Genomic DNA, 25,433 nt, shown 5'->3' with positions numbered 1-25,433 from the left:
GAAATCGCCCCTAATTTACCTTCGTTGCCGACGGTTGGGCTTCCCAGCCGAACACGCTGCGCCCACCATAGGTATGCGACATGGCTCGCTCCTCGGCGATGTAGGCGTCGACGGATGGGCCCGTGGCCTGGCGCTCCAGTCGGCGCGCCTGATCGTCCAGTCGCTGGATCGCGCCCAGCGCCTCCTCGCGTCCAAGCTTGGCGCTTTCAACTGCGCTCTTCAGCACACGGATCGTCTCGTCATAGACTTTGGTCGGCACCGGGAAGGGATGGCGATCCTTGCCGCCCAAGGCCAGCGAGAACCTCGCTGGATCGCTGAAACGGCAAGGCGCGCCGTGTACGACCTCGGCGACCATGGCCAGTGTGCGAACGGTGCGCGCGCCCACGCCCGGGACCAGAAGGAGCTCGCTGAAGTCCTTGGGCCCCTGCTCGACCGCCGCCGCCAAGGCGCCGTGCAGCCGGCGGGTTACGACGTCTTGCGCCCGGACATCGTGATGATCGGGCATGATGAGATGAGGCAGCATCGCCTGGGCCGGCGTGGGATCTTCGGCGGCCGTCAGCTTGCGCGCCTCGCGCGCGACGCCGTCCGGACCAAGGCTGGTCAATAGGTCCAGCTGCGCCATTCGCGACGCCTCAGCCCGCCGGTCGGTCAGGTTGACGATCGTGCCCCGCCCTCGCCCCTCGATAGCCGCATGTGGCGCGTCCACGAAGCTCCTCAGATCCCGCGAGAGCCAATGGTAGCGCCGGGCCTGCTTGCGATCGCCGTTCATGCCCTGCTGGACGACGACCCACTGGCCGTCGTCGGCGACGATGAAGCCGTGCAGGTAGAGATCAAAGCCGTCCTGCACAGCGGCGCTGTCGACCTTGGCCACCAGCCGACTGGTGTGTGCCAGCAGCGCCCCATCGAGTCCGACGCGCTCGCCAACGCCGATCAGCTCGGCCGGCGTCAGGCGCGAGGCCTTGCCGCGGCCGCCGCAGACATGGATGCCCAGCTCGGCCGACAATGGCGAGAGACCCCGCTTGAGCGCACCCAGCACGCTGGTGGTTATGCCTGACGAGTGCCAGTCCATGCCCATCACTGCGCCAAACGACTGGAACCAGAAGGGATGGGCCAAGCGCCGCAAGAGTTCCTCCCGGCCATAGTGGTGCACGATGGCCTGGCTGACGACCGCGCCCAGCCGCGTCATGCGCTCGCCCAGCCAAGCGGGCACGCGCCCGCCATGCAGCGGTAGGTCGGCGCTCCCCGCGCGTCTGGCCATGCTGACTCCGATGTTCCGCAATCGTTCTAGCATGCGAGCATATCTTCGTCAGTCGTCTATCCGTCACACGACCGAAGCCACTGAGGGTTGGAACGGCGCTCGCCGTGCGCCGTTGGTGCTGCCTGAGCCGCCGGAGACAAGACCATGACCCCCGAGGACCGTCTGAAGATGCAGGATCCGCGCGAGCAGTATCCCAAGCCGCCCTTTCCTGCCCAGCCGCAGGCCGCGCCGGGCTTGGCCGCAAGGATGCACCCGCGCCCAGATCATGGTGAGGAAAGCTACAGGGGTTCGGGCAAGCTGGCGGGCCGCAAGGCGCTGATCACCGGCGCGGATTCGGGGATCGGTCGGGCCGCGGCCATCGCCTACGCCCGTGAAGGCGCTGACGTCGCCATCGGTTATCTGCCGAGCGAGGAGAGTGACGCGCGCGAGGTCATCGCCCTGATTGAAGCCGAAGGCCGCAAGGCCATCGCCTTGCCCGGCGATATCAAGGATGAAGGCTTTTGCCGGGAGCTCGTCGCCAAGGCGGTCGAGGCGCTGGGCGGGCTCGATATCCTGGTCAACAACGCTGGCAAGCAGGTGAGCCGTCCCGATATCGGCGCGATCGACAGCGAACAGTTCGATCAGACCCTCAAAACCAATCTCTACGCCATGTTCTGGATCACCCAGGCGGCCAAGCCCCATCTGCGTCCCGGATCGGCGGTGATCAACACCGCGTCCATCCAGGCCTATGAGCCTTCCGAAACGCTGCTCGACTACGCCACCACCAAGGCTGGCATTGTCGCTTTCACCAAGGCCTTGGCCAAGCAGCTGATCAAGAACGGCGTGCGCGCCAACGTCGTGGCGCCCGGCCCGTTCTGGACGGCGCTGCAACCGAGCGGCGGTCAGACCCAGGAAAAGGTCCAGCATTTTGGCGAGCAGAGCCAGTTTGGTCGCCCCGGCCAACCCGTGGAGATCGCACCGGTTTATGTGCTGCTAGCCTCGCAGGAAGCCAGTTTCATCACCGGCGAAGTCTATGGCGTCACCGGCGGTGCGGGCGTCGCGTGACGACGCATCACGCATCGGCTCAAGACGTCGAGACTACCGAGCCGAGCTTTGCGCGCGCGTTCCGCGACCGCCCGGATGTTGCCTATCCGACTTAAGTCGCGGAAAACAAAAGTGTTTTCAAACGGAACGTCCGGCCCGGCCTGCGGTTCGTCAGAGTATGTCAAGCAACGCGCCCCTTGTCCTGATCGTCGAAGATGAACCTCTGGTGCGAGAGATCGCCGCCGCAGCCATCCAGGACGCCGGCTACGAGGTGGTAGAGGCCGCCAATGCCCGTGAGGCGGTCGATATCCTATGTACGCGCGCCGACGTCGGCGTCCTGTTCACAGACGTGGACATGCCCGGCGACCTTGACGGGCTGCGCTCGCGCGCTTGGTCCATGAGCAGTGGCCGGCCATTCGCTTGGTGGTGACATCGGGACGCTCTCTGCTCGGCCCGGTTCCAGACGACGGGCGGTTCGTCGCCAAGCCCTACAGTCTACAGCACTTGGCCGACACGCTCGCGAGCGTGACGGTCTCCAAGCATTGAAGACTTGTGCCGCGTAGAGGCAGACTCTCGCCGGGCTAGGCGGCCGGATCCAGGATGACGCCGTGTGTGGCGGAAGGCTGCAGAACCGGCGTGTGCTTTCGCCCTGCCACCCAGGCGTCGATCATGTCAGCCCACTCCTGCAGCATGTGGCTCCTGGCGTGAGCGTATTCGGCCACGTTGTAGACCCGGCGCGACGTGCGGCGGTCGACGTGAGCCAAGCATTTCTCGATCCAGTCGCCATCAAACCCGACCTCGTTGAGCAATGTCGAGCCCGTGCGACGAAGATCGTGCACCGTGAAGGGTGCGAGCTGTTGCTGGTTGCGCGTTGCGCGTTCGGCGATCGACGCGGTAACGCGGTTGAAGGTGGCGTTCGACATCGGCTGATCCGGCTCGTAGCGGGATGGCAGCAGATAAGGCGAGTTTCCCGCGCAGGTCCTGAGAGCGATCATGATGTCGAGCGCCTGACGCGACAGGTAGACGTTGTGGGGACGCCCGCATTTCATCCGCGCGGCCGGGATGCACCAGATCGCGTTGACGAAGTCGACCTCGTCCCAGGTCGCGAACCGCAACTCGCTCTTCCGGACGAGGGTCAGAAGGATCAGCTTCAGGCCAAGTCGGATGGTCGGCAGGGTCGGCACCGCCTCCAGCAACGGGAAGAAGATCCGGATCTCCTTGGGCGACAAGGAGCGTTCGCGTGGCGTGAAGGTGGCGATGGAAGCGGGGCTGACGTCGTTGGCTGGGTTCTCGATTTTCACCCCATGCAGTCGAGCGAAGCCGAAGATCAGCTTGATGATCTCACGCACGTGGATGGCGGTGGCTGGCGCGTCTCTGGCCACGATCCGCTCGCAGAGCGCCCGGATGTCCTGAGGCTCGATTTCGTGCAGCAGCCTGTTCTGGAATGGGCGCTTGATGTCGCGCTCGTAGATGCTGCGGCGCATGGCTCGGGTGCTCTCCGCCATCGGCGCCTTTTCGAACCACTTCTCGGCCCATTCGCCGAACGTCCGGGCATCGTGTAACTTGGCCTTGGCCCGCTGCTTTTCGATCATCGGCGAGCGTCCTTCACGAACCTCCTGCCGGGCGGCCATGGCCAACTCCCTGGCCCGAACCAGGGTGATGCCGTCGGGGCCGTACCGGCCCAGGGTCAGGCTCTCGCGCCGACCGCTCATCCGGTAATCCAGGCGAAACGAGATCGCGCCGGTTGGAGCGACGGTGACATAGATGCCGTCACGGTCTGTGACCTTGTAGATTTTATCTCGTGGTTTCAGGGACTTGAGCTTGCTGTCGGTAAGCATGGACGGTCTCCAGGACGCTCTGAAGCCGGCCGAAAGCGCACGAAAATGCCGTCAGCCCAATTCAGCCGATCGCAGTCGCCGTTTCGATAACGATTTCAGGAGCTTAGGGTCTGAAAAAATGCCGTCATGACGTAGTTTCACGACGGTATAACCGCCAACGTCAATTGGGCAACCCCGGCGGAACGCCGCCACAGCCACCGACAAACGAAAAGAGCGCTGGCGATTGCCAGCGCTCTTAATGGAGATAAAACACTATTTATTTCAGTAACTTGACGACGAAATCCGGACCACTCGGATAGTCACTGAACGACGTTATTTCACTCCCACTCGATCGTGCCGGGCGGCTTGCTGGTCACGTCGTAGACCACTCGGTTCACGCCGCGCACTTCGTTGATGATGCGCGTGGCGGTCTTGCCCAGGATGGGCCAGGGGAATTCGAAGAAGTCGGCGGTCATGCCGTCGGTCGAAGTGACCGCGCGCAGGGCCAGGACGTTCTCGTAGGTGCGGGCGTCGCCCATGACTCCGACGGTCTTCACGGGCAGCAGCACGGCGAAGGCCTGCCAAATCTGGTCGTAGAGGCCGGCGTTGCGGATCTCTTCCAGATAGATGGCGTCGGCGTCCTGCAGGACCTTGACCTTCTCGGGCGTGATCTCGCCCGGGATGCGGATGGCCAGGCCCGGGCCGGGGAACGGATGGCGGCCGACGAAGGCCGGGGCCAGGCCCAGCTCGACGCCCAGGGCGCGGACCTCGTCCTTGAAGAGCTCGCGCAGCGGCTCGACCAGCTTCAGCTTCATATAGTCCGGCAGGCCGCCGACATTGTGGTGGCTCTTGATCACCGCCGACGGGCCACCGCGCGCCGAGACGCTCTCGACGACGTCGGGATAGAGCGTGCCCTGGGCCAGGAACGCCGCGCCGTCGATCTTGGCGGCTTCCTTGTCGAAGACGTCGATGAACAGGCGGCCGATGGTCTTGCGCTTGGTCTCCGGGTCGCTGACGCCCGCCAGTTCGCCCAGGAACAGGTCGCCGGCGTCCACGTGGACCAGCGGGATGTTGTAGTGGTCGCGGAACAGGGTGACGACCTGATCGGCCTCGTTCTTGCGCAGCAGGCCGGTGTCGACGAACACGCAGGTCAGCTGGTCGCCGATCGCCTCGTGGATCAGGACGGCGGCCACCGAGCTGTCGACGCCGCCCGACAGGCCGCAGATCACCTTGCCGGTCCCGACCTGGTCGCGGATCTTCTGGACCATCTCCTGGCGGAAGGCCGCCATGGTCCAGTCTCCCGTCAGGCCGGCCAGGGCCAGGAAGTTCTTGTAGATCTTGGCGCCGTTGACCGTGTGATAGACCTCCGGGTGGAACTGGAGGGCGTAGATCTGCTTGTCGTCGTTGGCGATGGCGGCGAACGGCGCGCCGGTCGAGGTGCCGATGACCTCGAAGCCATCCGGGATGGCGGTGACGCGGTCGCCGTGGCTCATCCAGACGGTTTCCATCTCACCGACACCGGCTAGGCCTTCGAACAGCGGGCTGGTCTTGCCGATGATCAGCTCGGCGCGGCCGAACTCGCCGGCGTGACCGCCCTCGACCTTACCGCCCAGCACATCGCACAGCAGCTGTTGGCCATAGCAGATGGCCAGCATCGGCAGGCCCAGGTCGAACAGCTTGCGGCCGATGCGGGGGCTGTCTTCTTCCAGCACGCTGGCGGGGCCGCCCGACAGGATGATGGCCGACGGCTTGTACCCATCGACCAGCTCTTCGGCCTTGTCGAACGGATGGATTTCGCAATAGACGCCGGCCTCGCGCACCCGGCGCGCGATCAGCTGGGTCACTTGGCTGCCGAAATCGACGATCAGGACGCGCTGGTGGTGGGTTTCGGTGGTCATCGGCAAATCTCCAGCGGTCAGGCGTTCAGGTCAGGGCGTGTACGAGGATCGCTCCAGTACGGCGGCGAAGAAGCCGTCCGTTCCAGCGCGGTAAGGGGTCAGGCGCAGATAGCCTTCGGGCGTGACGTGGGTGACGCCATCGAGCGCGATCGGCTTCACGGTGAATTCGGGATGGCGTTCGAGGAAGCCGGCGACGCGGTCCTCGTTCTCGTCGGTCAGCAGCGAGCAGGTGACATAGATCATGCGACCGCCGGCCTTCACGAAGGTCGACGCGTCCTCCAGGACCGAGTCCTGCTCGATCTGGCGCTTGGCCAGTTGGTCGGGCGACAGGCGCCACTTGGCGTCCGGGTGACGGCGCCAGGTGCCCGCGCCGGTGCAGGGGGCGTCGACGAAGACGACGTCGATCTTGCCTTCCAGACCCTTCAGCGGCGTGGCCTCGATCGGCGAGCGAATCTGCAGGTTGCGGACCCCTGCCCTCTGGCCGCGCCGGATGGTGTCGGCCAGGCGCCGGGCGTCGCTGTCGTGGGCGAAGATCTGGCCGGTATTGCCCATGGCGGCGGCCAGGGCGAGCGTCTTGCCGCCCCCGCCGGCGCAGAAGTCCAGCACCTGCTTGCCCTTGACCTCGCCCGCCACGGCCGCGGCGATCTGCGAGCCCAGGTCCTGGACCTCGAACCAGCCCTTGGAGAAGGCCGGCACGGCCTCCACCGACGGCGTGCGGTCGGCGGCTTCGGGCGCGGGAATGCGAAAGGCGGTGGGCAGGACGCCGGCGGGACCAGCGCCGATCAGCGCGACCGCCTTGGCGCCGCGCTCGGCGTCGGTCTTCAAGGTGTTGATGCGCAGGTCGACCGGGGCGCGTTCCGACAACGCCCGCATCTCGACCGTCTGATCCTCGCCCAAGGCGCGGACCAGATGCTTTTCCAGCCAGTCGGGATAGTCGCCCGCCACCGGAGCCGGCGCACCGTCCAGCGTGACGGGATCGGCTAGTCGCTCGCGCTCGGCGTCGGTCAGAGCGCCGAAGCCGTGTTCCTCGGCGGCCGCTTCAGCGATCCGCTCGGGCGTCCACTTCCAGACGAAGGCCAGAACGCCCAGCATGACGCCGCGTGCGCTGGCGTCGCCCATCATCCAGCCCAGCGAGCGCTTGCGACGCAGGGCGTCCAGCACCAGGCCCGAGACGAAGGCGCGGTCCTTGGAACCGGCGTAACGCGCGGTCTCGCCCCAGCGCTTCAGGGCCATCTTCGAGGGAAAATGCCGCGCCTCGATCTCGGTCAGGACCTCGATCGCCGCTGAAACCCGTCCGCCGTCTCGCATCAGACCACCAGGGCCGCGAGCAACATGAAGATCCCGACCATCGAGGCGACCCAGGTCAAGCTGCGCACATAGGGCACGCCGAAGGCATAGAGCGGGATGTAGACGGCGCGGGCCGCCACATAGATCAGCGCGCCCAGCGAGGTGAGCTCGCCCAGGCGGCCGCCCAGATAGTCCACCAGCACCAGCGCCGCGAAGAACGGGAAGGTCTCGCGGAAGTTGGCGAAGGCGCGTTCCAGACGCCCCGCGACGCCGGTCAGCACGACCGGCTCGTCGCGGGGACCCGCATTCCACTTCAAGCCACGCTGGGGCTGAGCGGCCGCGGCCGCCCACAGCAGGTGGACGATCCCGATCAGGATCGCCGCCGCCAGCATCTGCAGCTCGAAGGCCATCCGCATCGCCTAGACCGCGCTCGGATAGTTGGGGGCTTCGCGCGTGATCATCACGTCGTGGACGTGGCTTTCACGAAGACCGGCGCCCGTGATGCGGACGAACTTGGCGCGCGCCTGCAGCTCGGGGATGGTCGGCGCGCCGACATAGCCCATGGCCGCGCGGAGGCCGCCGACCAGCTGGTGCAGCACCGGCGAGATCGGACCCTTGAACGGGGTCTGGCCCTCGATGCCTTCCGGCACCAGCTTGAAGTTGTCCGTCACTTCCTTCTGGAAGTAGCGGTCGGCCGAGCCACGGGCCATGGCGCCCACCGAGCCCATGCCGCGATAGCTCTTGTACGAACGGCCCTGGTACAGGAACACCTCGCCCGGCGCCTCTTCGGTGCCGGCGAACATCGAGCCCATCATGGCGGTCGAGGCCCCGGCCGCGATGGCCTTGGCCAGGTCGCCCGAGTACTTGATGCCGCCGTCGGCGATGATCGGGGTGTTGCTCTCGCGGCCCGCGCGCACGGCTTCCATGATCGCGGTCAGTTGCGGCACGCCCACGCCCGCGACGATGCGGGTGGTGCAGATCGAGCCCGGGCCGATGCCGACCTTCACCGCGTCGGCGCCGGCGTCGATCAAAGCCCGCGCGGCGTCGTAGGTGGCGATGTTGCCGGCCACGATCTGGACGCGGTTGGCTTCACGCTTCAGGCGGCTGACGGCTTGGGCGACCTGGCTGGAGTGACCGTGGGCGGTGTCGATGACGACGACGTCGACGCCGGCGTCCACCAGGCCCATCGAGCGCTCGAAACCGGCGTCGCCGACGGTCGAGGCCGCGCCGACCAGCAGGCGGCCCTTGTCGTCCTTGGCGGCCAGGGGGTGAGCCTGAGCCTTCTCGATGTCCTTCACCGTGATCAGGCCGACGGCGCGATAGGCCTCGTCGACGACGATCAGGCGTTCGATCTTGTGCTTGCGCAGCAGCTCGCGGGCTTCGGCTTGATCGACGCCCTCGCCCACCGTGATCAGGCCTTCGCGGGTCATGATCGCCGAGGCCGGGACGCTGGCGTCACCCTCGAAGCGCATGTCGCGGTTGGTGACGATGCCGACCAGCTTGCCCGAGCCGCGCTCGACCACCGGGAAGCCCGAGATCTTGCGGCGGGCCGTGATCTCGCGGATTTCGGCCAGGGTGGTGTCGGGATGGATGGTCAGCGGATTGATGACCATGCCGCTTTCGTAGCGCTTGACCTCGCGAACCTGGTCGGCCTGCTCCTCGTTAGTGAGGTTGCGGTGCAGGATGCCCAGGCCGCCGGCTTGCGCCATGGCGATGGCGAGGCGGCTTTCGGTCACCGTGTCCATGGCGGCGGACACGAGCGGAATGTTCAGACTGATTTCACGCGTGAACCGGGTCTCGGTCGTCACCTGGGTAGGCATGACGTCGGACGGGCCGGGTTCGAGCAAAACGTCGTCGAAGGTGAGCCCTTCGCGAATCTCCATCGGAGTCTCCATTTTGCGGCGCGTATGTAGCCGCGAGGCCGGCGGTTGTCGACCCATCGCAGGTGCGAAATGGAGATGAATCTTTCAGTGACAATGCCAGACGTCGTGCGCTTGTCCGCGAGCGACCAATAATAGATATTGGATCAAACGGAGAACGCCGATGGCTATCAGTGTCGATCTTGGTCCGCAGTTGGAAGCCGCCGTCAACGATCTGATCGAGAATGGGCGGTACGGCTCCAAGAGCGAGGTGCTGCGCGAGGGCGTGCGTCTGGTGCAGGAGCGCGAGGCTAAGCTAGCAGCCTTCCACGCGTCGATCGACGAAGGATTAGAAGACATCAAGGCTGGGCGAACGGTATCGCTGGAAGAGGCCTTCGCGGCCGTGGAGGCCGAACTGGATTTGCTGCTCGCGCGCCCCGCTGGCTTCGCTGAAGAATGAAGGTCATCTTCTCCAGGCGCGCCGAGAGAGATCTTCGCGCCATCGCCGCCTGGATTTCGGATGATCGCCCCAATGCGGCGCGCAAGGTTCTTCGCGGTCTGAATATCGCTTGCGCCGCGCTCGCCATGCGCCCCTACGCATATCAGCTCGTCAAAGATCGTGAAGCTGAAGGCGTCAGAAGAGCGCCCTTCAGCAGGTACGTCATCCTGTATCAAGTCGAGGCCGATCACATATCGATCGTCCGCATTCTCGACGGCGCGCGGGACATCCCCTCCCTGCTTTAGGAAAATCCGCCCCGACACGCCGCCCGTTCGGCCTAGACCGGCTTGGCGCCCGGCGTGCCGCACTTGGCGAACTTGCCCTTCGCGTCCTTGCACTTGGTCGGCTTGGCCGGCGAGGCGGCGGCCGGCGGGCACTTGGTGAACTTACCCTTGGCGTCCTTGCAGGGGGCGGCGGAGGCGACGCTCGCGCCGGACAGGGCGACGGCAAAGGCGGCGGCGATGCTCAGGGACTTCAACATGGGTAAGCCTCTTGGTGACGCGCGAGATGCGCACCGAAAGGCTCACGCCTGTTCCGACTGATCCGCAAGGGACGGAAATGTAAATTTCCGTGATAGATCAACGCGCTATGAGCGAGATCGCGATTTTCACAATCTCCGCGTCAGCACTTATCTCCCTTTGAACCCTGTCGCGACCAGGAAGACCTCGGAACTGTCGGCCCGGCTGGCCTTGGGCTTGTAGTGCTGGACCTTGTCGAAGTGGCGCTTCAGCCGGGCGATGACCTCGGCCGTCTCGCCGCCCTGGAAGGCCTTGGCGACGAAGGCGCCGCCGGGCTTGAGCACGTCGATGGCGAACTCGGCGGCGATCTCGATCAGGCCGACGATACGCAGGTGGTCGGTCTCGCGGTGGCCGACGGTGTTCGGGGCCATGTCCGACAGGACGACGTCCGGCGCGCCATCCAGCAGTTCGAGGAGCTTGCCTGGCGCGTCGTCGGTGGTGAAGTCCATCTCCAGCAGGTGGGCTGGCGCCACCGGATCGACCGGCAGCAGATCGATACCGGCCAACTGGGTCACGCCCCGCTCGACGGCGATCTGCAGCCAGCCGCCCGGCGCGCAGCCCAGGTCGATGACCTTCGCGCCCTTGTGGAAGAAGCGGAACTTGTCGTCGATCTCGCTGATCTTGAAGGCCGCGCGGCTGCGATAGCCCAGGGCGCGCGCCTTGGCCGAGAATGGGTCGTTGATCTGGCGCTCCAGCCAGGCCTGCTGGCTGGGCGTACGACCGTAAGCCGTCTTCAGGCGCGCCGGCTTGGCGCGGCCGCCGTCGGTGCCCCCGGCCGGCGGCTTGACCATGCGCTTGCGGGGAGGCTCTTCATCGCTCATGCGGCTACCGGCTTCTTGGACGATCCGCCGCGACGGCGCCGACGCGGGCGCTTCTGCTGCTCGGACATCAGGGACATCAGAAGGCCCTCTCTAAGGCCTCGGTCGGCGACACGCACGCGAGAACATGGCCACAGCTCCTGGACGGCCTGGAGGATGGCCGCGCCGGCCAGGACCAGATCGGCGCGATCAGCGCCGATGCAGGGCTCCAGGGCGCGCTCGGCGGCGGTCAGGCCCTGCAGGCGCTCGGACGCCGCATCGCAGTCGCTGCGGTCCATCCAGAGACCATCGACGATGTTGCGGTCATAGCGCGGCAGGCCCAGGTGCAGGCCAGCCAGACTGGTGATGGCGCCGGAGGTCCCGATCAGGTGCGCCCTGCCCTCGGCGAAGATTTCGCGCATCGGCTCGGCGTGCGGAAAGGCCTCGATCCGCGCCTTGACGTCATCGACCATGGCCCGAAACCAGTCCTCGCTGGCCCGCTCGCCCTCGGGGAAGCGCTCGGCCAGCGTGACGACGCCCACAGGGATCGACAGCCAGGCCTTGATCGGCAGCTTCCACGCGGCGAACTGGCGCGGCTTGGCGTCGAGACCGCCGCCCTTCAGATCGACCCAGGAGAGCTCCGTCGAACCACCGCCGACATCGACCACCAGGGCCGCGTCCTGCTCGCGGTCGAACAGGCTCATACAGCCGGCGACCGACAGCTGCGCTTCCTCGCGCGGGCTGATGATCTGCAGCTTGAGGCCGGTCTCCTCCTGCACGCGCCTGACGAAGTCAGGACCATTGGTCGCACCCCGGCAAGCCTGGGTCGCCACGGCCTTCACCCGGATCGCCTTGCGGCGGCGGATCTTCTCGGCGCAGACCTTCAGGGCCGCCAGCGAGCGCTCCATGGCCGCGTCGGACAGCTGGCCGGTCTGCGACAGGCCCTCGCCCAGGCGCACGATGCGGGAATAGGCCTCGACGACGCGGAATCCGCGCGGCGTGGGCGTGGCCACCAACAGGCGGCAATTGTTGGTCCCCAGGTCGAGCGCCGCATAGCAAGCGACGGACTCCTCCTGAGACCTCCGGCGTCGGCCTTGCGGCGCGCCGGGCGCACGCGGCGCCTCCGACATGGTCTCTACCTGTCTCGCAGGTCTTCGCGAACGTTGCGAAGCCTCACTTCGACTCGACCTTATCATGCAACTCGCCTGCCGGAAGGCGCCCGCTTGTCATCCGGGTTCTGACCTCTACGTTCAGGATTCAGTCAGGTAGGCTGGCTATCCTTAACGCCATGAACTCGAGACTCGCCAAATTCGCGATCGGACAGGTCGTCAGGCACCGCATCTTCCCGTTCCGGGGCGTGGTGTTCGACGTCGATCCCGTATTCGCCAATACCGAGGAGTGGTGGCAGTCCATCCCGGAAGACATCCGGCCGACCAAGGACCAGCCCTTCTATCACCTGCTGGCCGAGAACGAGGACAACAGCTACGTCGCCTATGTGTCCGAGCAGAACCTGCTGCCCGACGACAGCGGCGAGCCGGTTGGTCACCCGCAGACGGCGGTGATCTTCGAGTCGTTCGATCACGGGCTCTACAAGCTTCGTCCCCGGATCTCGCACTAGGCGGCACGCTTCTCCGCCGAACGGCGTTTTCGGCGCAAACTGCGAACAGCTTTTGCGAAAATCAGGGCGTAGCGTCTCCTCATGAGCGGAGATGGTTTTAGCAACGGGCCGCCTCCGGGCGCGCGCCCGGATTGGACGATCGACCAGGGCTGGGAGAACTACTCCCAGACCGAGCACGACGTCTGGATCACCCTGTACGAGCGCCAAGCCGACATGTTGCACGGCCGCGCCTGCGACGAGTTCATGCGCGGTCTCGACGCGCTGGACCTGCACCGCACGGGCATCCCCGACTTCCACCGCATCAACGAGGAGCTCCAGCGCCTGACCGGCTGGAGCGTGGTCGCCGTGCCGGGCCTGGTGCCCGACGAGGTGTTCTTCGACCACCTGGCCAATCGCCGCTTCCCCGCCGGTCAGTTCATCCGCAAGCCGCACGAGCTGGACTACCTGCAGGAGCCGGACATCTTCCACGATGTCTTCGGGCATGTGCCGATGCTGACCGACCCGGTCTTCGCCGACTACATGCAGGCCTATGGCCAGGGCGGCCAGCGCGCGCTGGGCCTGGGTCGTCTGGCCAACCTGGCGCGGCTCTACTGGTACACGGTCGAGTTCGGCCTGATGAACACGCCCGCGGGCCTGCGCATCTATGGGGCCGGCATCGTCTCGTCGCGGACGGAGTCGATCTTCGCCCTGGACGATCCCTCGCCCAACCGCATCGGCTTCGACCTGGAGCGGGTGATGCGGACCGACTACCGGATCGACGACTTCCAGCAGGTCTATTTCGTGATCGACTCGATCCAGACCTTGCAGGAGGTGACGCTGCGCGACTTCGGCGCGATCTATGAGCGCCTGGCCGGCGCTGGCGAGATCGGTGTCGCCGAGATCGTTCCCGGCGACACCGTCCTCACGCGAGGCTCCCAGGCCTATGCGAAGGCGGGCGGACGCTTGGCTTCCGTCACGGCCGGCTGACCTTTCAAGCCGAACAGGATCCGCACGCCGGGGATGCGCCGCACGATCTCGTAGGTGGCGAAGCAGCCGGCGAAGGTCGCCACGACCAGGATCGCGCCCTCCAGGCCCTGGGGCAGGCCCAGCTTGGCCAGGTGGTAGGCCATGACCACGATCAAGGTCTGGTGCACCAGGTAGAACGGGAAGACGCCCAGGGTCAGGTAGCGCAGCGCCGCACCACCCTTGTTGGTCAGATGCTTGGCCCCGAAGCCCAGGATGGCGACGATGGCGCACCAGGTGTCGGCGGCGAAGACGAAGCGCATCAAGAGCTTCAGCTGCGGCGGCGGCACGGCGTTGTCGGCGCGATAGGTCCAGACATAGACGCTCCAGCCCACCCAGGCGGCGATGGCGATGACCAGGGCCGGCCAGCGCATGGCGGTCAGGCGATCGCGCAGCACCTCGGACTTGGCCAGGCCAAAGCCCAGCAGGAAGGCGCTGAACGAGACGGCGTGAACATAGTGGTCGCCGGCCAGGGCGTGGGTCTCGCCGTACTTGGCGTAGAGCGTGGCGCGCAGCATCCCCAGGAACAGGATCGGCCACGCGAACAGGCCCACACCCTTCAGCAGCCACTCGGCGGCCTTCTGGATGTGCTCGCCGGCCTTCTTCCAGACCAGCAGCATCACCGCCAGCACCAGGGTGTAGAACAGCAGATAGGCCACGAACCACATGTGGTTCCACGTCGGAGTGGTCAGGCAGTCGCCGTCGGTCCCGCACCAGTGACCCTGGGCGGTGACATAGCGAACCCAGAAGTTGTCGACCGAGAGACCGCTGTTGGGATGCAGCGCCATGTACTCGACCACCTGGTAGTACGACTGCGGCGGCACGATCACGAACATGGCGAACAGCAGCGGCGGCAGCAGGCGCGCGATCCGCGCCCAGGTCAGCTTCCCGACGGGCGTCTTGTCGGCCATGAACCGCGTCGCCGCGCCCGAGACCAGGAAAAGCAAGGTGAGCCGCCAGGGATTGGTCAGCAGCATGAAGGGCATCAGGCCCTCGACGATATGCGGCGACTTCACGTGCCATTCCCACGGCACGTAGAACATGCCGGTGTGGTACAGGATCAGCAGGAAGAACGCGCCGACCCGAATCCAGTCGAGGTCGTAGCGCCGGTCGAGGGGTAAGGCTGTCGTGGTCATGAAGAGGCGTCCGGCTTGAAAAGCGATGCCAAGGACCTGACCCAGCACGCCCCGGCCGGCCAAGCGTCCGGGGATCAGCGGTCGCTGGCTGGGACGACCGGAAAACCTTCAGGGACAAGCGGCGGGCTTTTTGGGATGACCGGCGAAGAGCGCCTGTGGCTTACCCGCGCGTGGATACTGGGCGCCTGCCTGATCGGCGCCATCACGGTGGTCAACGTCCTGACCATCCAGCACGACGCGCCGAGACTTGGCGTGATCCGCCCGGCGATCTGGGAGGTCAGCAGCGCGCTGGTCACCATGGTCATCTTCGGCATCCCGGCGGCCATGGCCTTCTGGATGGTGCGCAAGCAGCCGCGCTGGTGGCAGGCCATCCCGGCGCATCTGGTCGCCGTGTTCGTCTATTCGGTCCTGCACGTCTCCAGCTTCGTGGCCCTGCGCAAGCTCGGCCATGGGCTCATCCTGCACGAGGGCTACGACTTCGGCCCGCTCTCGACGGAGTTCCCGTACGAGTTCCGCAAGGACATGATGTCGTACGGTCTGGCGACGATCATCTACTGGCTGGCCCTGCGACGCAGCGCCCAAGGACCGCTCGGCGCTCACGCCCCTGCCCCGCCCGCGACCTTCGACATCCAGGACGGCGCGCGGCTGATCCGCGTACCGGTCGCCGAGATCCTGGCCGTGCGCTCGGCCGGAAACTATGTCGAGTTCATCCTGGCCGACGAACGCCGACCGCTGATGCGTTCGTCGCTGAGCGCGGTGCTGGACGGCCTCGCGGCTCATGGCTTCGTCCGCTGCCACAAGTCCTGGCTGGTCAACGGCACGCGCGTCACGGGACTGAAGCCGGAGGGTTCCGGCGACTACGCCGTCGAGCTGGGCGCGCTGGAGGTCCCGCTGTCGCGGCGCTATCCGGAAGCGCTGGCGGCGCTCAAGGGCTAGAGCAGCATCCCCATCAGGATGTCGTCCTCGAAGCGGCCGTCAGGCAACCGGCCCCGCGCGACCTGCCGGCCCTCGTGTTGAAAACCCAGCCGCTCATAGAGCCGCACCGCGCCGGGATTGCCGCCACCGGCCGCCAGTTCGATACGCAGGATCGCCGGCTGCTGGGTCCGCGCCCAGACGAACACCCTCTCGAACAGCGCCGAACCGATCCCCTGCCCTTGCCGCTGCGGATGCACCGCCACGGTCAGTCCGCCCAGCACGTGGGCGAACAGGGCGATGGTCTCGCGCCTGGCGTGGAGCTCGCCGACCACGGTCCCGTCGGGCTCGACCGCGACCAAGCAGATGTCGCTGGCCAGAGCGTAGTCGGCATAGGCTGTGGTGATTTCCTCAGGCGCGCGGGCCAAGGCGCCGGTCATGACGCCAGCGGCGGCCTTGTGGACGGCGACGATGCCGTCGCGGTCGTCCGGCGTGGCGGGTCGGATGGTGAAGCTCAAGCGTCCCTCTGGAACGGATAGAAGTCGCCGCCAAGGTTCAGGATTTGGCAGAGCTCGTCCAGCGCCTCGCGGCTCTCGGTAAGCAGCAATGGGTCAGCCAGATCGGCCGGCGACAGGCGGTCGCGATAGCGGCGGGTGATCCAGTCGGCGAGCGTCGTGTGCAGGTCGTGCGTGAAGCGTTGGGCGGGGTTGGTCACCTCCAGCTCGGTCTCGGTCAGCACCACCCGCAGGCGCAGGCAGGCAGGGCCGCCGCCATTGCGCATGCTCTGGCGAACATCGACATACTCCACCCGGCCAATCGGGCCGTTGGACGACGCCAGCCCCTCGGCCACCGCGAAGGCGCGCGGGTTGTCCCGGGACTCGGCCGGGGCCAGCAGCACCAAGCGATCCTCGCCGGGGATGACCAGCAGCTGCGAATTGAACAGGTAGCTGGCCACCAGGTCGGCCATCGGCAGATCGGCCTCCGACACCTCGACGAAGGCCGGCTCGAACAGGCCCTGCGCTGCGGCGCGGACGTCACGTTCCATCCTGGCGCGGTCCTCGAAGGCCCGTTCGTGGAAGAACAGGCACTCGCGGGTGCCGACGCAGACCACGTCGTTGTGGAAGGCCCCGCCTTCGATCGCCGCCCGGCCCTGCTGCGGGAACACCGCCCGGGCCGCGCCGTGGCGGCGCTGGATGGCCTCGAAGGCCTCACGGGTCTGGCGGGCGGGGAACTTGCCATCCCAGCGCTCCCAGGCCTCGCGGCCCCAAACGAACAGGTTCACCCCCGACGCGCCATGCTCGGCGCAGAGCCGGACATGATTGGCCGCGCCCTCGTCGGCGAAGTGCGGCTGGGCCGGCAGCGGCTCGTGGACGGCGAAGCGGGTCTCGTCCGGGAACAGCCGGCGCAGGGCGCGGGTCGTCTGCGGTCCCTCCAGGCTGCGATGCAGGTTGGTCAGCAGGTTGGCCGGGGTGAAGTGGACACGACCGTCGGCGGCGTCGGCGCTGGGGGTCACGGTCGCGGCGTTGGCCGCCCACATCGGCGAGGCCGAGCAGGCGGCGGCGGCCAGGGCCGGCGCGTCCTTCCAGGCCTGCCCGATCACTGCCTCGTCCGAACCGGAGAAGCCGAGCGACTTCAGCAAGCTCACGGCCGGCCGCTCATGCGGCGGCAGCACGAACTGCGGGATGCCGAGATCCGACAATCGCCGCATCTTGGACAGCCCCTCCAGCGCCGCGCCACGCGGGTTGGAGACCTCGCCGGCGTTCTTCTGGCTGGCCAGGTTACCGGGCGAGAGGCCGACGTAGGAGTGGGTCGGCCCGACCAGGCCGTCGCAATTGGCCTCGACCGCGCTGGTCATCCCCGCAGCCCCTTGATGTCCTTCAAGGTGTCGGTAACCGCCTCCGCCTCGAAGCTGGCGACCGGATAGGCGCAGTAGTCGGCGGCGTAATAGGCGCTGGGCCGGTGATTGCCCGAAGCGCCGAGCCCGCCGAACGGCATAGAGCCCGCCGCGCCGGTCGTCGGCCGGTTCCAGTTCACGACACCCGCGCGGATGCGGTTCAGGAACTGATCCCAACGCTTTGACTTGTTTGAGATAAGCCCCGCTGAGAGACCATAGCGCGTGGCGTTGGCGGCCTTCAGCGCGTCGTCGTAGCTGGCCACGCGACGCACCTGCAGCCACGGCGCGAACAGCTCCTCGTCGGGCGTATCGACGCCGGTGACGTCGACGATCCCCGGCGTCACGAAGGCCTCGCTCAGCCCCTCGACCGAGCCCAGTGATCGGATGCGCTCGCCGCCCATGGTGTCGGCGATGGCGCGGGCGGCGTTGGCGGCTCGAGCCGAGATCAGCGGGCCCATGAAGGCCTCGCCCTCGCCGTTCCACGGTCCGATCGACAGCCGATCGGCCAAAGCGGCGGTCGCCTCAATCACCTTCCGCCCAAACGCGTCGTCCGGCACGATCAGCCGCCGGGCGCAGGAGCAGCGCTGGCCGGTGGTGATGAAGGCCGACTGCACGACCAGGGCCGCGACGGCCTCGGCGTCGTCGGCGTCCCAGACCACCAGCGGATTGTTGCCGCCCAGCTCCAGAGCCAGGATCACGTCCGGCCGATCGGCGAAGTGGCGGCGGAAGAAGGTCCCGGCCGCGGCCGAGCCGGTGAACAGCAGGCCGTCGATCTCCTGGTTGATCAGCGCCTGGCCGGTCTCGCGGCCGCCCTGGACCAGGTTGACCACGCCCGCCGGCACGCCAGCCGCCTCCAGCGCCTCGACCATCAGCTGGCCGGCCAGTGGCGTCTCTTCCGAGGGCTTGAACACCACTGTGTCGCCCGCCAGCAGAGCAGGCACGATGTGGCCGTTGGGCAGGTGGCCGGGGAAGTTGAACGGCCCCAGCACCGCCATGACGCCATGGGCCCGGTGGCGCAGCACCGCGCGGCCGAACGGCATGACGTTCTCGGTGATCCCGGTGCGCTCGTCATAGGCCTTGATCGACAAGTCGACCTTGCCGGCCATCGAACCCAGCTCCGCCTTGGTTTCCCACAACGCCTTGCCGGTCTCGCGGCTCAAGGCTTCGGCGAAGACGGCGGTGCGTTCGACCAGGATCTCCTTGTAGCGGCGCAGGATCGCGATGCGCTCCTCACGCGGGCGGTCGGCCCAGACCGGGAAGGCGCGGCGAGCAGCTTCGACCGCTTCGGCGACGTCAGCCTCGGTCGCCGTGGCCTCGCGCCAGACGGGCTCGCCGGTCGCCGGGTCGGTCGAGACCAGTTCCGCGCCGCGCCCCGAGCGCCACTTCCCGTCGATGAACACGCCGCTCATGCCTTCACCCGCACCATGTCGCCTTCACGCACGCCCAGGGCCTGGGCCGCGTCTCGGCTCAGGATCGCGCTGTCGCCATCGACCAATACCGGCGCGCGCACCGCCCGGAACCGGGCCACGGCGCCGGTGGAGACCAGGGCCTCCTCACCAAAGGCGTCCTCGCCGATCTTCACGCGCAGGGCTCGCGCCTCGCGCACAGTCTTGATGTCGTCGCGACGCGCGGCGACCGTCGGCCCGGCGTCGAAGATGTCGATCAGGCCCTGGTAGCGGAAACCCTCGGCCTCCAGCATGGCCCGCGCCGCCTCACCCTCGCGGTGGACGCGGCCCAGCACCGCGCTGGCCTGCTCGGGCAGCAGCTCGGCATAGATCGGGTGGCGCGGCGCCAGGTCCAGGATGAACTGACCGTCGGTCGAGGCGCTCATCATGTCGGCCTCGTCGAACTCCAGGCGGAAGAACTTGCTGGCCACATGGTCCCAGAACGGACAGCCGCCATCCTCGTCGAACCAGCCGCGCAACTCGGCCAGGACCATCTCGGCGAAGCGCTGCGGCTCCAGGCCGATCAGCATGTAGCGCGACTGGGCCAGCAGGCGCCCCGCCCCGCCCTTGCGCCGCTCGGGTCGCAGGAACAGCGAGCCGACCTCCGACCAGCCGGCGCACTCGTTGACCAGCACCAGTGCCCGGTGGTCGAAGCGCTTCTCCAGGGTCGGCGACGACTGAGCCAAAGTGACGACCCGGAACGAGAAGTGCGGCCGCTTCAGCCCCACCCCCGCCTTGACCCCGGCGACGCCGATGACGTCGCTGGCCTCAAGGTCCTCCAGCATCAGGGTGTACCAAGCCTCGGGCGGCGCGACGCCGGACTGGAAGCTGGCTTCGGAAAGCGCCAGGCGCGCGCGGAGGGTCGGCTCGTCCTCTGGCAGGCTAGTGAAGCCGCGCCCAGACAGCACGGCCAGCTCCATCAGGGCGTCGAAATCGGCGGAACCGGCGGGACGAACAACGAGCATTCAGGACTCCCCCATGGCCGCGCGGATCGCTCTGGCGTCGATCTCGCCGCTGGCCAGTTTCATCAGGATCAGGGCCGAGAGCTGGGCGCGCTCGACGAAGCTTTCTGGAAAGGCGTGTTCGGCCTCGCTGTGGATGTCGCCGCCGCGCACGCCCAGGGTGTCGACATTGGGCAGGCCCGAGGCGAACAGGTTGTTGCCTTCGCAGACTCCGCCGGACGGCTTCCAGGCGATGTCCTGGCCCAGCAGCGCGCCGACGTCCTTCACCGCGCCGAACAGCTGTTGCTGGGCGGCGTTGAAGGGCTTGGCGCCGCGGGTGATCAGGCCGTGCAGGTGGGCGTGCAGATCATCGCCGATCTCGCCGACGATGCGGGCGACCTCGGCCTCGAACCAAGCGGCGGCCTCGGCCTCCGGGAAGCGGACATTGAAGCGGACCACCGCCACGTCCGGCACCATGTTCAGCGGCGCGCCGCCGTCGATGCGGGCGACATTGACCGTGACGCCGTCGCGCTGGCCGTTCAGGCCGTGCAGCTTCTCGGCCACGCGCGCCGCGCCGATGATGGCGTTGCGGCCGGCGGCGAAGTCGCGGCCGGCATGGGCCGCGCGGCCGTGGATGACGATGTGGAAGTTGCCCGAACCCTTGCGCGCCGAGGCCAGGGCTCCGTCGGCCAGGGCCGGCTCGTAGGTCAGGCCGACATGGCCCTGCCGCGCGAACTCGGCCAGCACCGGCCCCGAGGCGATCGAGCCGATCTCCTCGTCGGGCGACAGCAGCACGCGGTAGCCGACATTGGCCGCGTCGGGATGCTTCTCGAACGCCTCCAACGCCGCCAGCATCACCGAGATGCCACCCTTCATGTCGGCGATCCCTGGGCCGTGCAGCGCGCCGTCGGGACGGGTGCGGACGACCTGGAACGGGCTCGTCTCGGGATAGACCGTATCGTAGTGGCCGGTCAGCACGACCTGGACCGGGGCCTGCGGCCGCACGATCACGGCCAGGGACGGCGGATGGGGAAACTCGGTCTCGCGACCGTCGGCGCTGATCTCACGTGAGGGCGACAGCGGCGTCTCGATCGGCGCGGCGGGCAGGACTGCGGCCGCGTCGAGCAGAATTTGCCTTTGGCGCTCCAGGCCAGCCAGATGCCGGCTGCCGGAGTTGATGGCGCACCAGTCCACGGCGCGGTCGACGATCAGGCCGCCATCGCGCGCGATGTGATCCAGAACCGCGCGATCTTCTGAATTGAGTCGCATGAAAAGCCGGTCCTCCCTCAGTCACGATAACCAAGGGCCGCGGGTAAAACGTTGTCACCTCACCTGAGGAAACCGGTCACCCACGCAACAGCCTTGCTGCTTTAGTAGTCCTTTCGCCACCGGACGGAAAGCTTGGCGTCATTCTGCCCGCCGATCCGGGAAACCAGCGACAGGGTCCGGCGCACGCGCCACTCGACCTGGGCGGCCGGACCTTCGCGCCCCCCGCCGATGATCTCGACATAGACGTCATCGGTCACGTACTTGCCGCCCGACACCGTCATGCCCGTGGCGCTTTCGGCGAAGGCCAGGCGGTCCAGACGCGCGAAGCTGCGCAGGTTGCCGATCACGTCGAAGCCGCCGCCGCCGGCCAGCGAGGCCAGGGCCGAGGCCAGCTGGGCGGCCTCGATCGGCGACAACTGGGCGGCCGAGGCGCCGAACAGCACCTGGCTGAGCACCTCGTCGCTGGGCAGTTCGGGCTTGGAGGTCAGGGTGATCTCCGGCTTGGCGGCCGTGCCCTGGATACGGACCACCGCCGTCAGGGAGGTGTCCTCACGGGTGGCCGACAGGTCCAGGCGGATGCGATCCAGCTGGCTTGACAGATAGACCACGCCGTCGTCGTCGAACTCGAACCGCTTGCCGGCGAAGTCGTATTCACCGCGCACCATCCGCGCGACGCCCGACAGCTGCGGGGCCAGGGAGGTGCCGCCGACATGGGCGGCCAGCGACAGCTCGACGTCGAGGCCGCGACCGCGCACGAACACTCGGCGGGCCGCCTTGAGATCCAGGTCCAGGATCATGCCGCCCGTATCCGGACGGCGCTGCAGGCCCTGGTCGAGGTCTTGCGGGCGGTTGCGCTCGATGACGTCCATCGCAATGACGCCGACGGGCGTCTTGCTCTGAGCTGAGACGTCGGCGCGGTCGATGGTGACGGCGCCGGTCAGCTTGATCTTGCCGTCGGCCGATCGGTTCACCGAGGCCTGACCCGTGGCCACGGCCGAAGCCAGGTCGTTGTCGATCAGGCGGAAACTCTTCATGTCGAGCTTGAAGTTGCCGATCCCGTCGCGCGCCAGGCTGATCCGCCCCTGGCCCGAGATCGAGCCGCCCTGCCCGTCCTCACCGATGGCCTGGCTGACGTCGATGGCGTTGTCGGCCAGGGCCGCGCGCAGGGTGACGTTGCGCAGGCGCAGGCCCGTCTGGCCGTCGTCGAAGCCACCGCTGTCCAGGGTGGCCGAGCCCAGCAGACGAGGATCGGCCAAGGTGCCGCCCAGGCTGGCCTGCAGGTTGATGCGGCCCGACAGCGAGCGGTCCGCGCCCATCAGCAGGTTCCATAGCGGCTTGATCTCGCCCTTGGCCGAGAACTGGCCCTGAACGCCGCGCTTCTTGTCGATCATCAGGCGCAGCGGCTTGGCCGAGGCCTCGACCGGCAGGACGAGGTTGGCCTCCGCCTTCAGGCCCAAGCTGTTGTCGCCGTCGGCCACGATGGTCAGCTTGCTGTCGGTCAGGTCGCCATGGACCTTGGCGTTCAGCGATTGCTCGATCTTGGCGCCGCGCTCACGGGCGTTGGCCAGGCGCATGTCGAAGTCGCCGCTCAGGGTCTCGCCCTGGCCGCGCAGGTTGAACGACCCGTCGATGTCGCCGTCGAGATCGGGGTTGAAGGCGGTGATGGCCACGCCGGCCAGTTCGGCCTTCAGCATCGCCGTCGCGCCGCCTAGGTCGGCGTCGATGTCGGCGCGGCCCTTGTCGATGGCCAGGCGCAGGCGGGCCTGGGTCGGGCCGTCGCCGAACCGGACCTTGGCTGTCTCGCGCGTCTTGATCTCGGTGCGGCCCATGCGGCCGGCGGCGTCGAGGGAAAGGTCGTAGATCTTGCCGCTCTGGGCCAGCGCGCCCGTGCCGCCGATGCGCCAGCGGCCGCCCGGAGCCTCGCCACGGGCGTCGATCGACAACGGTAGGCGGGTCAGCGGGCCGTCGGCCTTGATCCGCGCCGAGCGCACCTTCCAGGCGCCCGCGGCGACGTCCTCGGCGGTCAGGTCCAGGGTTGCTGATGGGCCTCCGCCTCCCGGGGCGTCAACCAGCTTGGCCGAGCCCTTGACCTGCCCTTGGGGCAGGAAGGCGCCAGGACCGATGGCCACGGTCAGGTCGGCGGTGGCCGGCAGGCCGTCGCGCAACGACATCGCGCCCTTGGCCTTGGCCCCGCCGGCGTCGACATCCAGTTCGGAAAGCTCGATGCCGCCTGTCGAGAAACGGAAAGCCGTGCGCCCGCGCCCCGGGCCATAGCTGCTGTCGGCCGTCAGCGTCGCCGCGCCGTCGGTGGCGTTCGGGCCATGCGCGAAAGTCAGCACCAGATGCGCCTTGGTCAGCGGCAGCATGGGCAGGTCGATACTGTCGAAGTCGGCGTTCAGCTCGGCCTTCGGATTGGTCAGCGTGCCGCCGACATGGCCATCGCCGGCCGCCTTGCCGGCGACCTCGACCGGGCCGGCGGTGAAGGGGCCCGAAGCGGTCCAGTCCAGCTTGAAGTCCAGCTCCAAGGCCTTGGCGACCGTCATCTTGCCCGAGGATTTCAGGCTGGCGTTGGTCCCGTCCAGCTTGGCGTCGGAGATGCTCAGGACCCCGTCGTTCCAGGCGCCCTTGCCGGTCAGGCGCGGCGTCGCGCCCAATAGGCGGTCGATCTCGGGATAGCCCGTGGCGAAGCCCGCCGCTCGGCTGTCGACGGTGAAGTTCCAGGGCCGATTGGCGAGGCTGGAAGCCGTCCACTTGGCCGTGACCGAGCCCTTCGCCCCCTGGCGAACAGGACCCATGCTGGCGACCTTCATGTCGCCGTCGAACGACAGGCCGCCCAGCGGTCCGCGCTCGCCCTTGCCGGTGACGATCAGGTTTGGGGCGTCGATGCGGGCCGCCTTGATCAGGAAGCGACCGCCTTTGACCCGCGCGCCCTCGAAGGTCGCCTTGGGACTGGCGCCCAGCAGGGCCAGCAGGCCCGTGCCGCCGCCGCCCGACGAGGTCGCGGCCGCCTTGATCTCCAGCTCGCCCTTGGCCCAACGGACCTTGGCCGGCCCCTTGGCGCGCTTGAGGTGGTAGCCCAGCAGCTCCAGGTCGGCAACGTCGATATCGCCCTCGACCGAGAAGCCGCCCTCTTCCAGCCGGAAGACGCCGTCGGCCTGGCCCCGGCCCATCTGCGGGATCGTGACGATCCGCTTCAGCTGGCCGACATTGGCGCTGAAGGCGACGCCGTCCGGCCCGGTGCGCTTCTTGGCCAGATCCGCCAGGCCGTGGCCGTGCAGGGTCAGGTTCTGGGCGATGATCGCCAGGTTGAGGTCCGAGAGGCCGTCCTGCGTAGCCTTCTTACCGTCGATCGTGAAGTTGGCTTCCGGCCCGAACATCTGCGCCAGGCGCTGGGTCAGGGTCGAGGCCTGCAGGTCCAGGCGACCACGCGCCGAGCCGCCCTGCTCGGTCCAGGCCCCGTCGGCTTGCAGCGGCGTGGTCGCGCCCGAGCGGGCCAGGACCTTGAACGCCGCGCGACTGGTCGTGCCGTCGGCCTTGGCCTTCAGGTCGAACGTGCGGTTGGCCGGCAGACCCAGCGCGCCGGCGATGGCGCCGCCATTGGCCTCGGTCGCGTCGGCGATCAGGTGCAGGCTGTTGGAGCGGCCCAGGTCGAAGTCGAGGTTCAGATGGTCGCCGACATGCAGGCGCGAGGCGACACCCAGCTTACCCTTCTGGCCGCCCTGGCGCGCCATCTCGTAGCCGCCGGTGACGTCGAAATCGCCGTCCTTGCCGCTGAAGGCCGGGCGGGTGATCAGGCGGAAACGGAAGGCGTCCAGATCGACCGACACCGGCGCTGCACTGGACTTTGGCCCCTTGGGCTCCATGGTCGGACGGCGCAGGACGGTGACATCGCGCGCGTCAATGCGCTCGGCGTGGAAGCGACGGCCAAACAGCTCGGTCGGACGCCAGGCCACGCGCAAGTCGTGGGCCTCCAGCCAGACGCCCTGCTCGTCGGAGATCGTCAGGCGGCGGACGCCGAAGTCCTTCCAGATGTCGCCCGACAGGCCCTCGATCTTCAGCTTGCCGATGCGGCCCAGCTTCAGGCCCGAGGCGCGGGCCTCCAGGAACATGCGGCCTTGCGGGGTGATCGGGGCCAGGCGCAGACCGCCGGCCAGGAAGATCAGCAGGCCGGCCAGGATCGCCCCGGCGATCAGCAGCCCTCCGCCCCAGCCGATCTTCTTGGCGGCCTTCACGGCGGCCTCGCCCGTCGCTTCGGCGGCG

At 67.7% G+C, this 25,433-nt stretch carries 23 protein-coding genes; 7 read left to right on the top strand and 16 right to left on the bottom strand.

The annotated features are described in order from the left end of the window. Positions 1-10: 10 nt before the first annotated feature. Positions 11-1,258, bottom strand: coding sequence for a DUF763 domain-containing protein (locus AC07YH_RS08295; RefSeq protein WP_494746519.1), 1,248 nt, complete (start codon positions 1,256-1,258; stop codon positions 11-13). Between the two features lie 144 nt (positions 1,259-1,402). On the opposite strand from AC07YH_RS08295, the gene AC07YH_RS08290 reads away from it, so the two are divergent. After that, positions 1,403-2,302: an SDR family oxidoreductase gene (locus AC07YH_RS08290; protein ID WP_494746518.1), complete on the top strand. Its 900-nt coding sequence runs from the start codon at positions 1,403-1,405 to the stop codon at positions 2,300-2,302. Positions 2,303-2,459: 157 nt separating this feature from the next. Then, positions 2,460-2,711: a response regulator gene (locus tag AC07YH_RS08285; RefSeq protein WP_494746517.1), complete on the top strand. Its 252-nt coding sequence runs from the start codon at positions 2,460-2,462 to the stop codon at positions 2,709-2,711. Between the two features lie 151 nt (positions 2,712-2,862). On the opposite strand, the gene AC07YH_RS08280 is transcribed toward AC07YH_RS08285, so the two are convergent. The 5 genes from AC07YH_RS08280 to guaB all read right to left on the bottom strand — a co-directional run bounded on the left by AC07YH_RS08280 (position 2,863) and on the right by guaB (position 9,166). Continuing rightward, positions 2,863-4,119, bottom strand: coding sequence for a tyrosine-type recombinase/integrase (locus AC07YH_RS08280; RefSeq protein WP_494746516.1), 1,257 nt, complete (start codon positions 4,117-4,119; stop codon positions 2,863-2,865). 317 nt (positions 4,120-4,436) lie between these two features. Further along, positions 4,437-5,996 (bottom strand): glutamine-hydrolyzing GMP synthase, encoded by a 1,560-nt coding sequence (gene guaA, locus AC07YH_RS08275; protein WP_494746515.1) that lies wholly within the window; start codon positions 5,994-5,996, stop codon positions 4,437-4,439. A gap of 30 nt (positions 5,997-6,026) precedes the next feature. Continuing rightward, a complete protein-coding gene (locus AC07YH_RS08270) occupies positions 6,027-7,304 on the bottom strand; it encodes an RsmB/NOP family class I SAM-dependent RNA methyltransferase (protein WP_494746514.1) in 1,278 nt (425 codons plus the stop codon). Next, complete coding sequence (locus tag AC07YH_RS08265) at positions 7,304-7,699, bottom strand: MAPEG family protein (RefSeq protein WP_494746513.1); 396 nt, start codon at positions 7,697-7,699, stop codon at positions 7,304-7,306. The genes AC07YH_RS08270 and AC07YH_RS08265 overlap by 1 nt, the downstream gene beginning before the upstream one ends. A gap of 3 nt (positions 7,700-7,702) precedes the next feature. Next, positions 7,703-9,166 (bottom strand): IMP dehydrogenase, encoded by a 1,464-nt coding sequence (guaB, locus tag AC07YH_RS08260; protein ID WP_494746512.1) that lies wholly within the window; start codon positions 9,164-9,166, stop codon positions 7,703-7,705. Between the two features lie 160 nt (positions 9,167-9,326). Here guaB and AC07YH_RS08255 point away from each other — a divergent pair, with 160 nt between their 5' ends. Beyond that, a complete protein-coding gene (locus AC07YH_RS08255) occupies positions 9,327-9,602 on the top strand; it encodes a type II toxin-antitoxin system ParD family antitoxin (RefSeq protein WP_494746511.1) in 276 nt (91 codons plus the stop codon). Further along, positions 9,599-9,886: a type II toxin-antitoxin system RelE/ParE family toxin gene (locus AC07YH_RS08250; RefSeq protein WP_494746510.1), complete on the top strand. Its 288-nt coding sequence runs from the start codon at positions 9,599-9,601 to the stop codon at positions 9,884-9,886. Before AC07YH_RS08255 ends, AC07YH_RS08250 begins: the two co-directional genes overlap by 4 nt. A gap of 32 nt (positions 9,887-9,918) precedes the next feature. Here the strand turns inward: AC07YH_RS08250 and AC07YH_RS08245 are convergent, their stop codons facing one another. From AC07YH_RS08245 to AC07YH_RS08235, 3 genes are all read right to left on the bottom strand, one after another. Next, positions 9,919-10,122: a hypothetical protein gene (locus AC07YH_RS08245; protein WP_494746509.1), complete on the bottom strand. Its 204-nt coding sequence runs from the start codon at positions 10,120-10,122 to the stop codon at positions 9,919-9,921. 147 nt (positions 10,123-10,269) lie between these two features. Further along, positions 10,270-10,980, bottom strand: coding sequence for an RlmE family RNA methyltransferase (locus AC07YH_RS08240; protein WP_494746508.1), 711 nt, complete (start codon positions 10,978-10,980; stop codon positions 10,270-10,272). Further along, positions 10,977-12,086 carry a Ppx/GppA phosphatase family protein gene (locus tag AC07YH_RS08235; protein WP_494746507.1) on the bottom strand — a complete coding sequence of 370 codons (1,110 nt, stop codon included), beginning with the start codon at positions 12,084-12,086 and terminating at the stop codon, positions 10,977-10,979. Before AC07YH_RS08235 ends, AC07YH_RS08240 begins: the two co-directional genes overlap by 4 nt. A gap of 158 nt (positions 12,087-12,244) precedes the next feature. Here AC07YH_RS08235 and hspQ point away from each other — a divergent pair, with 158 nt between their 5' ends. Both hspQ and phhA read left to right on the top strand, forming a co-directional pair. Beyond that, positions 12,245-12,574, top strand: a complete 330-nt coding sequence (hspQ, locus tag AC07YH_RS08230) for a heat shock protein HspQ (protein ID WP_125157501.1) — start codon at positions 12,245-12,247, stop codon at positions 12,572-12,574. An 81-nt stretch (positions 12,575-12,655) separates the two neighbouring features. Continuing rightward, positions 12,656-13,540 (top strand): phenylalanine 4-monooxygenase, encoded by an 885-nt coding sequence (gene phhA / locus AC07YH_RS08225; RefSeq protein WP_494746506.1) that lies wholly within the window; start codon positions 12,656-12,658, stop codon positions 13,538-13,540. On the opposite strand, the gene AC07YH_RS08220 is transcribed toward phhA, so the two are convergent. Further along, positions 13,495-14,712: an acyltransferase family protein gene (locus AC07YH_RS08220; RefSeq protein ID WP_494746505.1), complete on the bottom strand. Its 1,218-nt coding sequence runs from the start codon at positions 14,710-14,712 to the stop codon at positions 13,495-13,497. The two genes, phhA and AC07YH_RS08220, sit on opposite strands and share 46 nt — an antisense overlap. A 135-nt stretch (positions 14,713-14,847) precedes the next feature. On the opposite strand from AC07YH_RS08220, the gene AC07YH_RS08215 reads away from it, so the two are divergent. Continuing rightward, entirely contained in the window at positions 14,848-15,648 is an 801-nt protein-coding gene (locus AC07YH_RS08215) for a LytTR family DNA-binding domain-containing protein (protein ID WP_494746504.1), read from the top strand. Here AC07YH_RS08215 and AC07YH_RS08210 read toward each other — a convergent pair. The 6 genes from AC07YH_RS08210 to AC07YH_RS08185 all read right to left on the bottom strand — a co-directional run bounded on the left by AC07YH_RS08210 (position 15,645) and on the right by AC07YH_RS08185 (position 25,405). Beyond that, the gene (locus tag AC07YH_RS08210; protein ID WP_494746503.1) at positions 15,645-16,142 is read right to left on the bottom strand and encodes a GNAT family N-acetyltransferase; all 498 of its coding nucleotides are present in this window, start codon (positions 16,140-16,142) and stop codon (positions 15,645-15,647) included. The two genes, AC07YH_RS08215 and AC07YH_RS08210, sit on opposite strands and share 4 nt — an antisense overlap. Beyond that, positions 16,139-17,479 (bottom strand): N-succinylarginine dihydrolase, encoded by a 1,341-nt coding sequence (astB, locus tag AC07YH_RS08205; protein ID WP_494746502.1) that lies wholly within the window; start codon positions 17,477-17,479, stop codon positions 16,139-16,141. Before astB ends, AC07YH_RS08210 begins: the two co-directional genes overlap by 4 nt. After that, positions 17,476-18,927 carry a succinylglutamate-semialdehyde dehydrogenase gene (gene astD, locus AC07YH_RS08200; RefSeq protein ID WP_494746501.1) on the bottom strand — a complete coding sequence of 484 codons (1,452 nt, stop codon included), beginning with the start codon at positions 18,925-18,927 and terminating at the stop codon, positions 17,476-17,478. The genes astB and astD overlap by 4 nt, the downstream gene beginning before the upstream one ends. Next, complete coding sequence (locus tag AC07YH_RS08195) at positions 18,924-19,928, bottom strand: arginine N-succinyltransferase (RefSeq protein ID WP_494746500.1); 1,005 nt, start codon at positions 19,926-19,928, stop codon at positions 18,924-18,926. The genes astD and AC07YH_RS08195 overlap by 4 nt, the downstream gene beginning before the upstream one ends. After that, positions 19,929-21,173: a hydrolase gene (locus tag AC07YH_RS08190; RefSeq protein WP_494746499.1), complete on the bottom strand. Its 1,245-nt coding sequence runs from the start codon at positions 21,171-21,173 to the stop codon at positions 19,929-19,931. A 101-nt stretch (positions 21,174-21,274) separates the two neighbouring features. Then, positions 21,275-25,405 (bottom strand): translocation/assembly module TamB domain-containing protein, encoded by a 4,131-nt coding sequence (locus AC07YH_RS08185; protein WP_494746559.1) that lies wholly within the window; start codon positions 25,403-25,405, stop codon positions 21,275-21,277. Positions 25,406-25,433: the final 28 nt, after the last annotated feature.

The sequence above is a fragment of the Caulobacter sp. GW456-12-1-14-TSB4 genome, assembly GCF_059424195.1.
The sequence above is the reverse complement of the archived record's forward strand: the minus strand, read 5'-3'. Positions and strand labels throughout refer to the sequence as shown.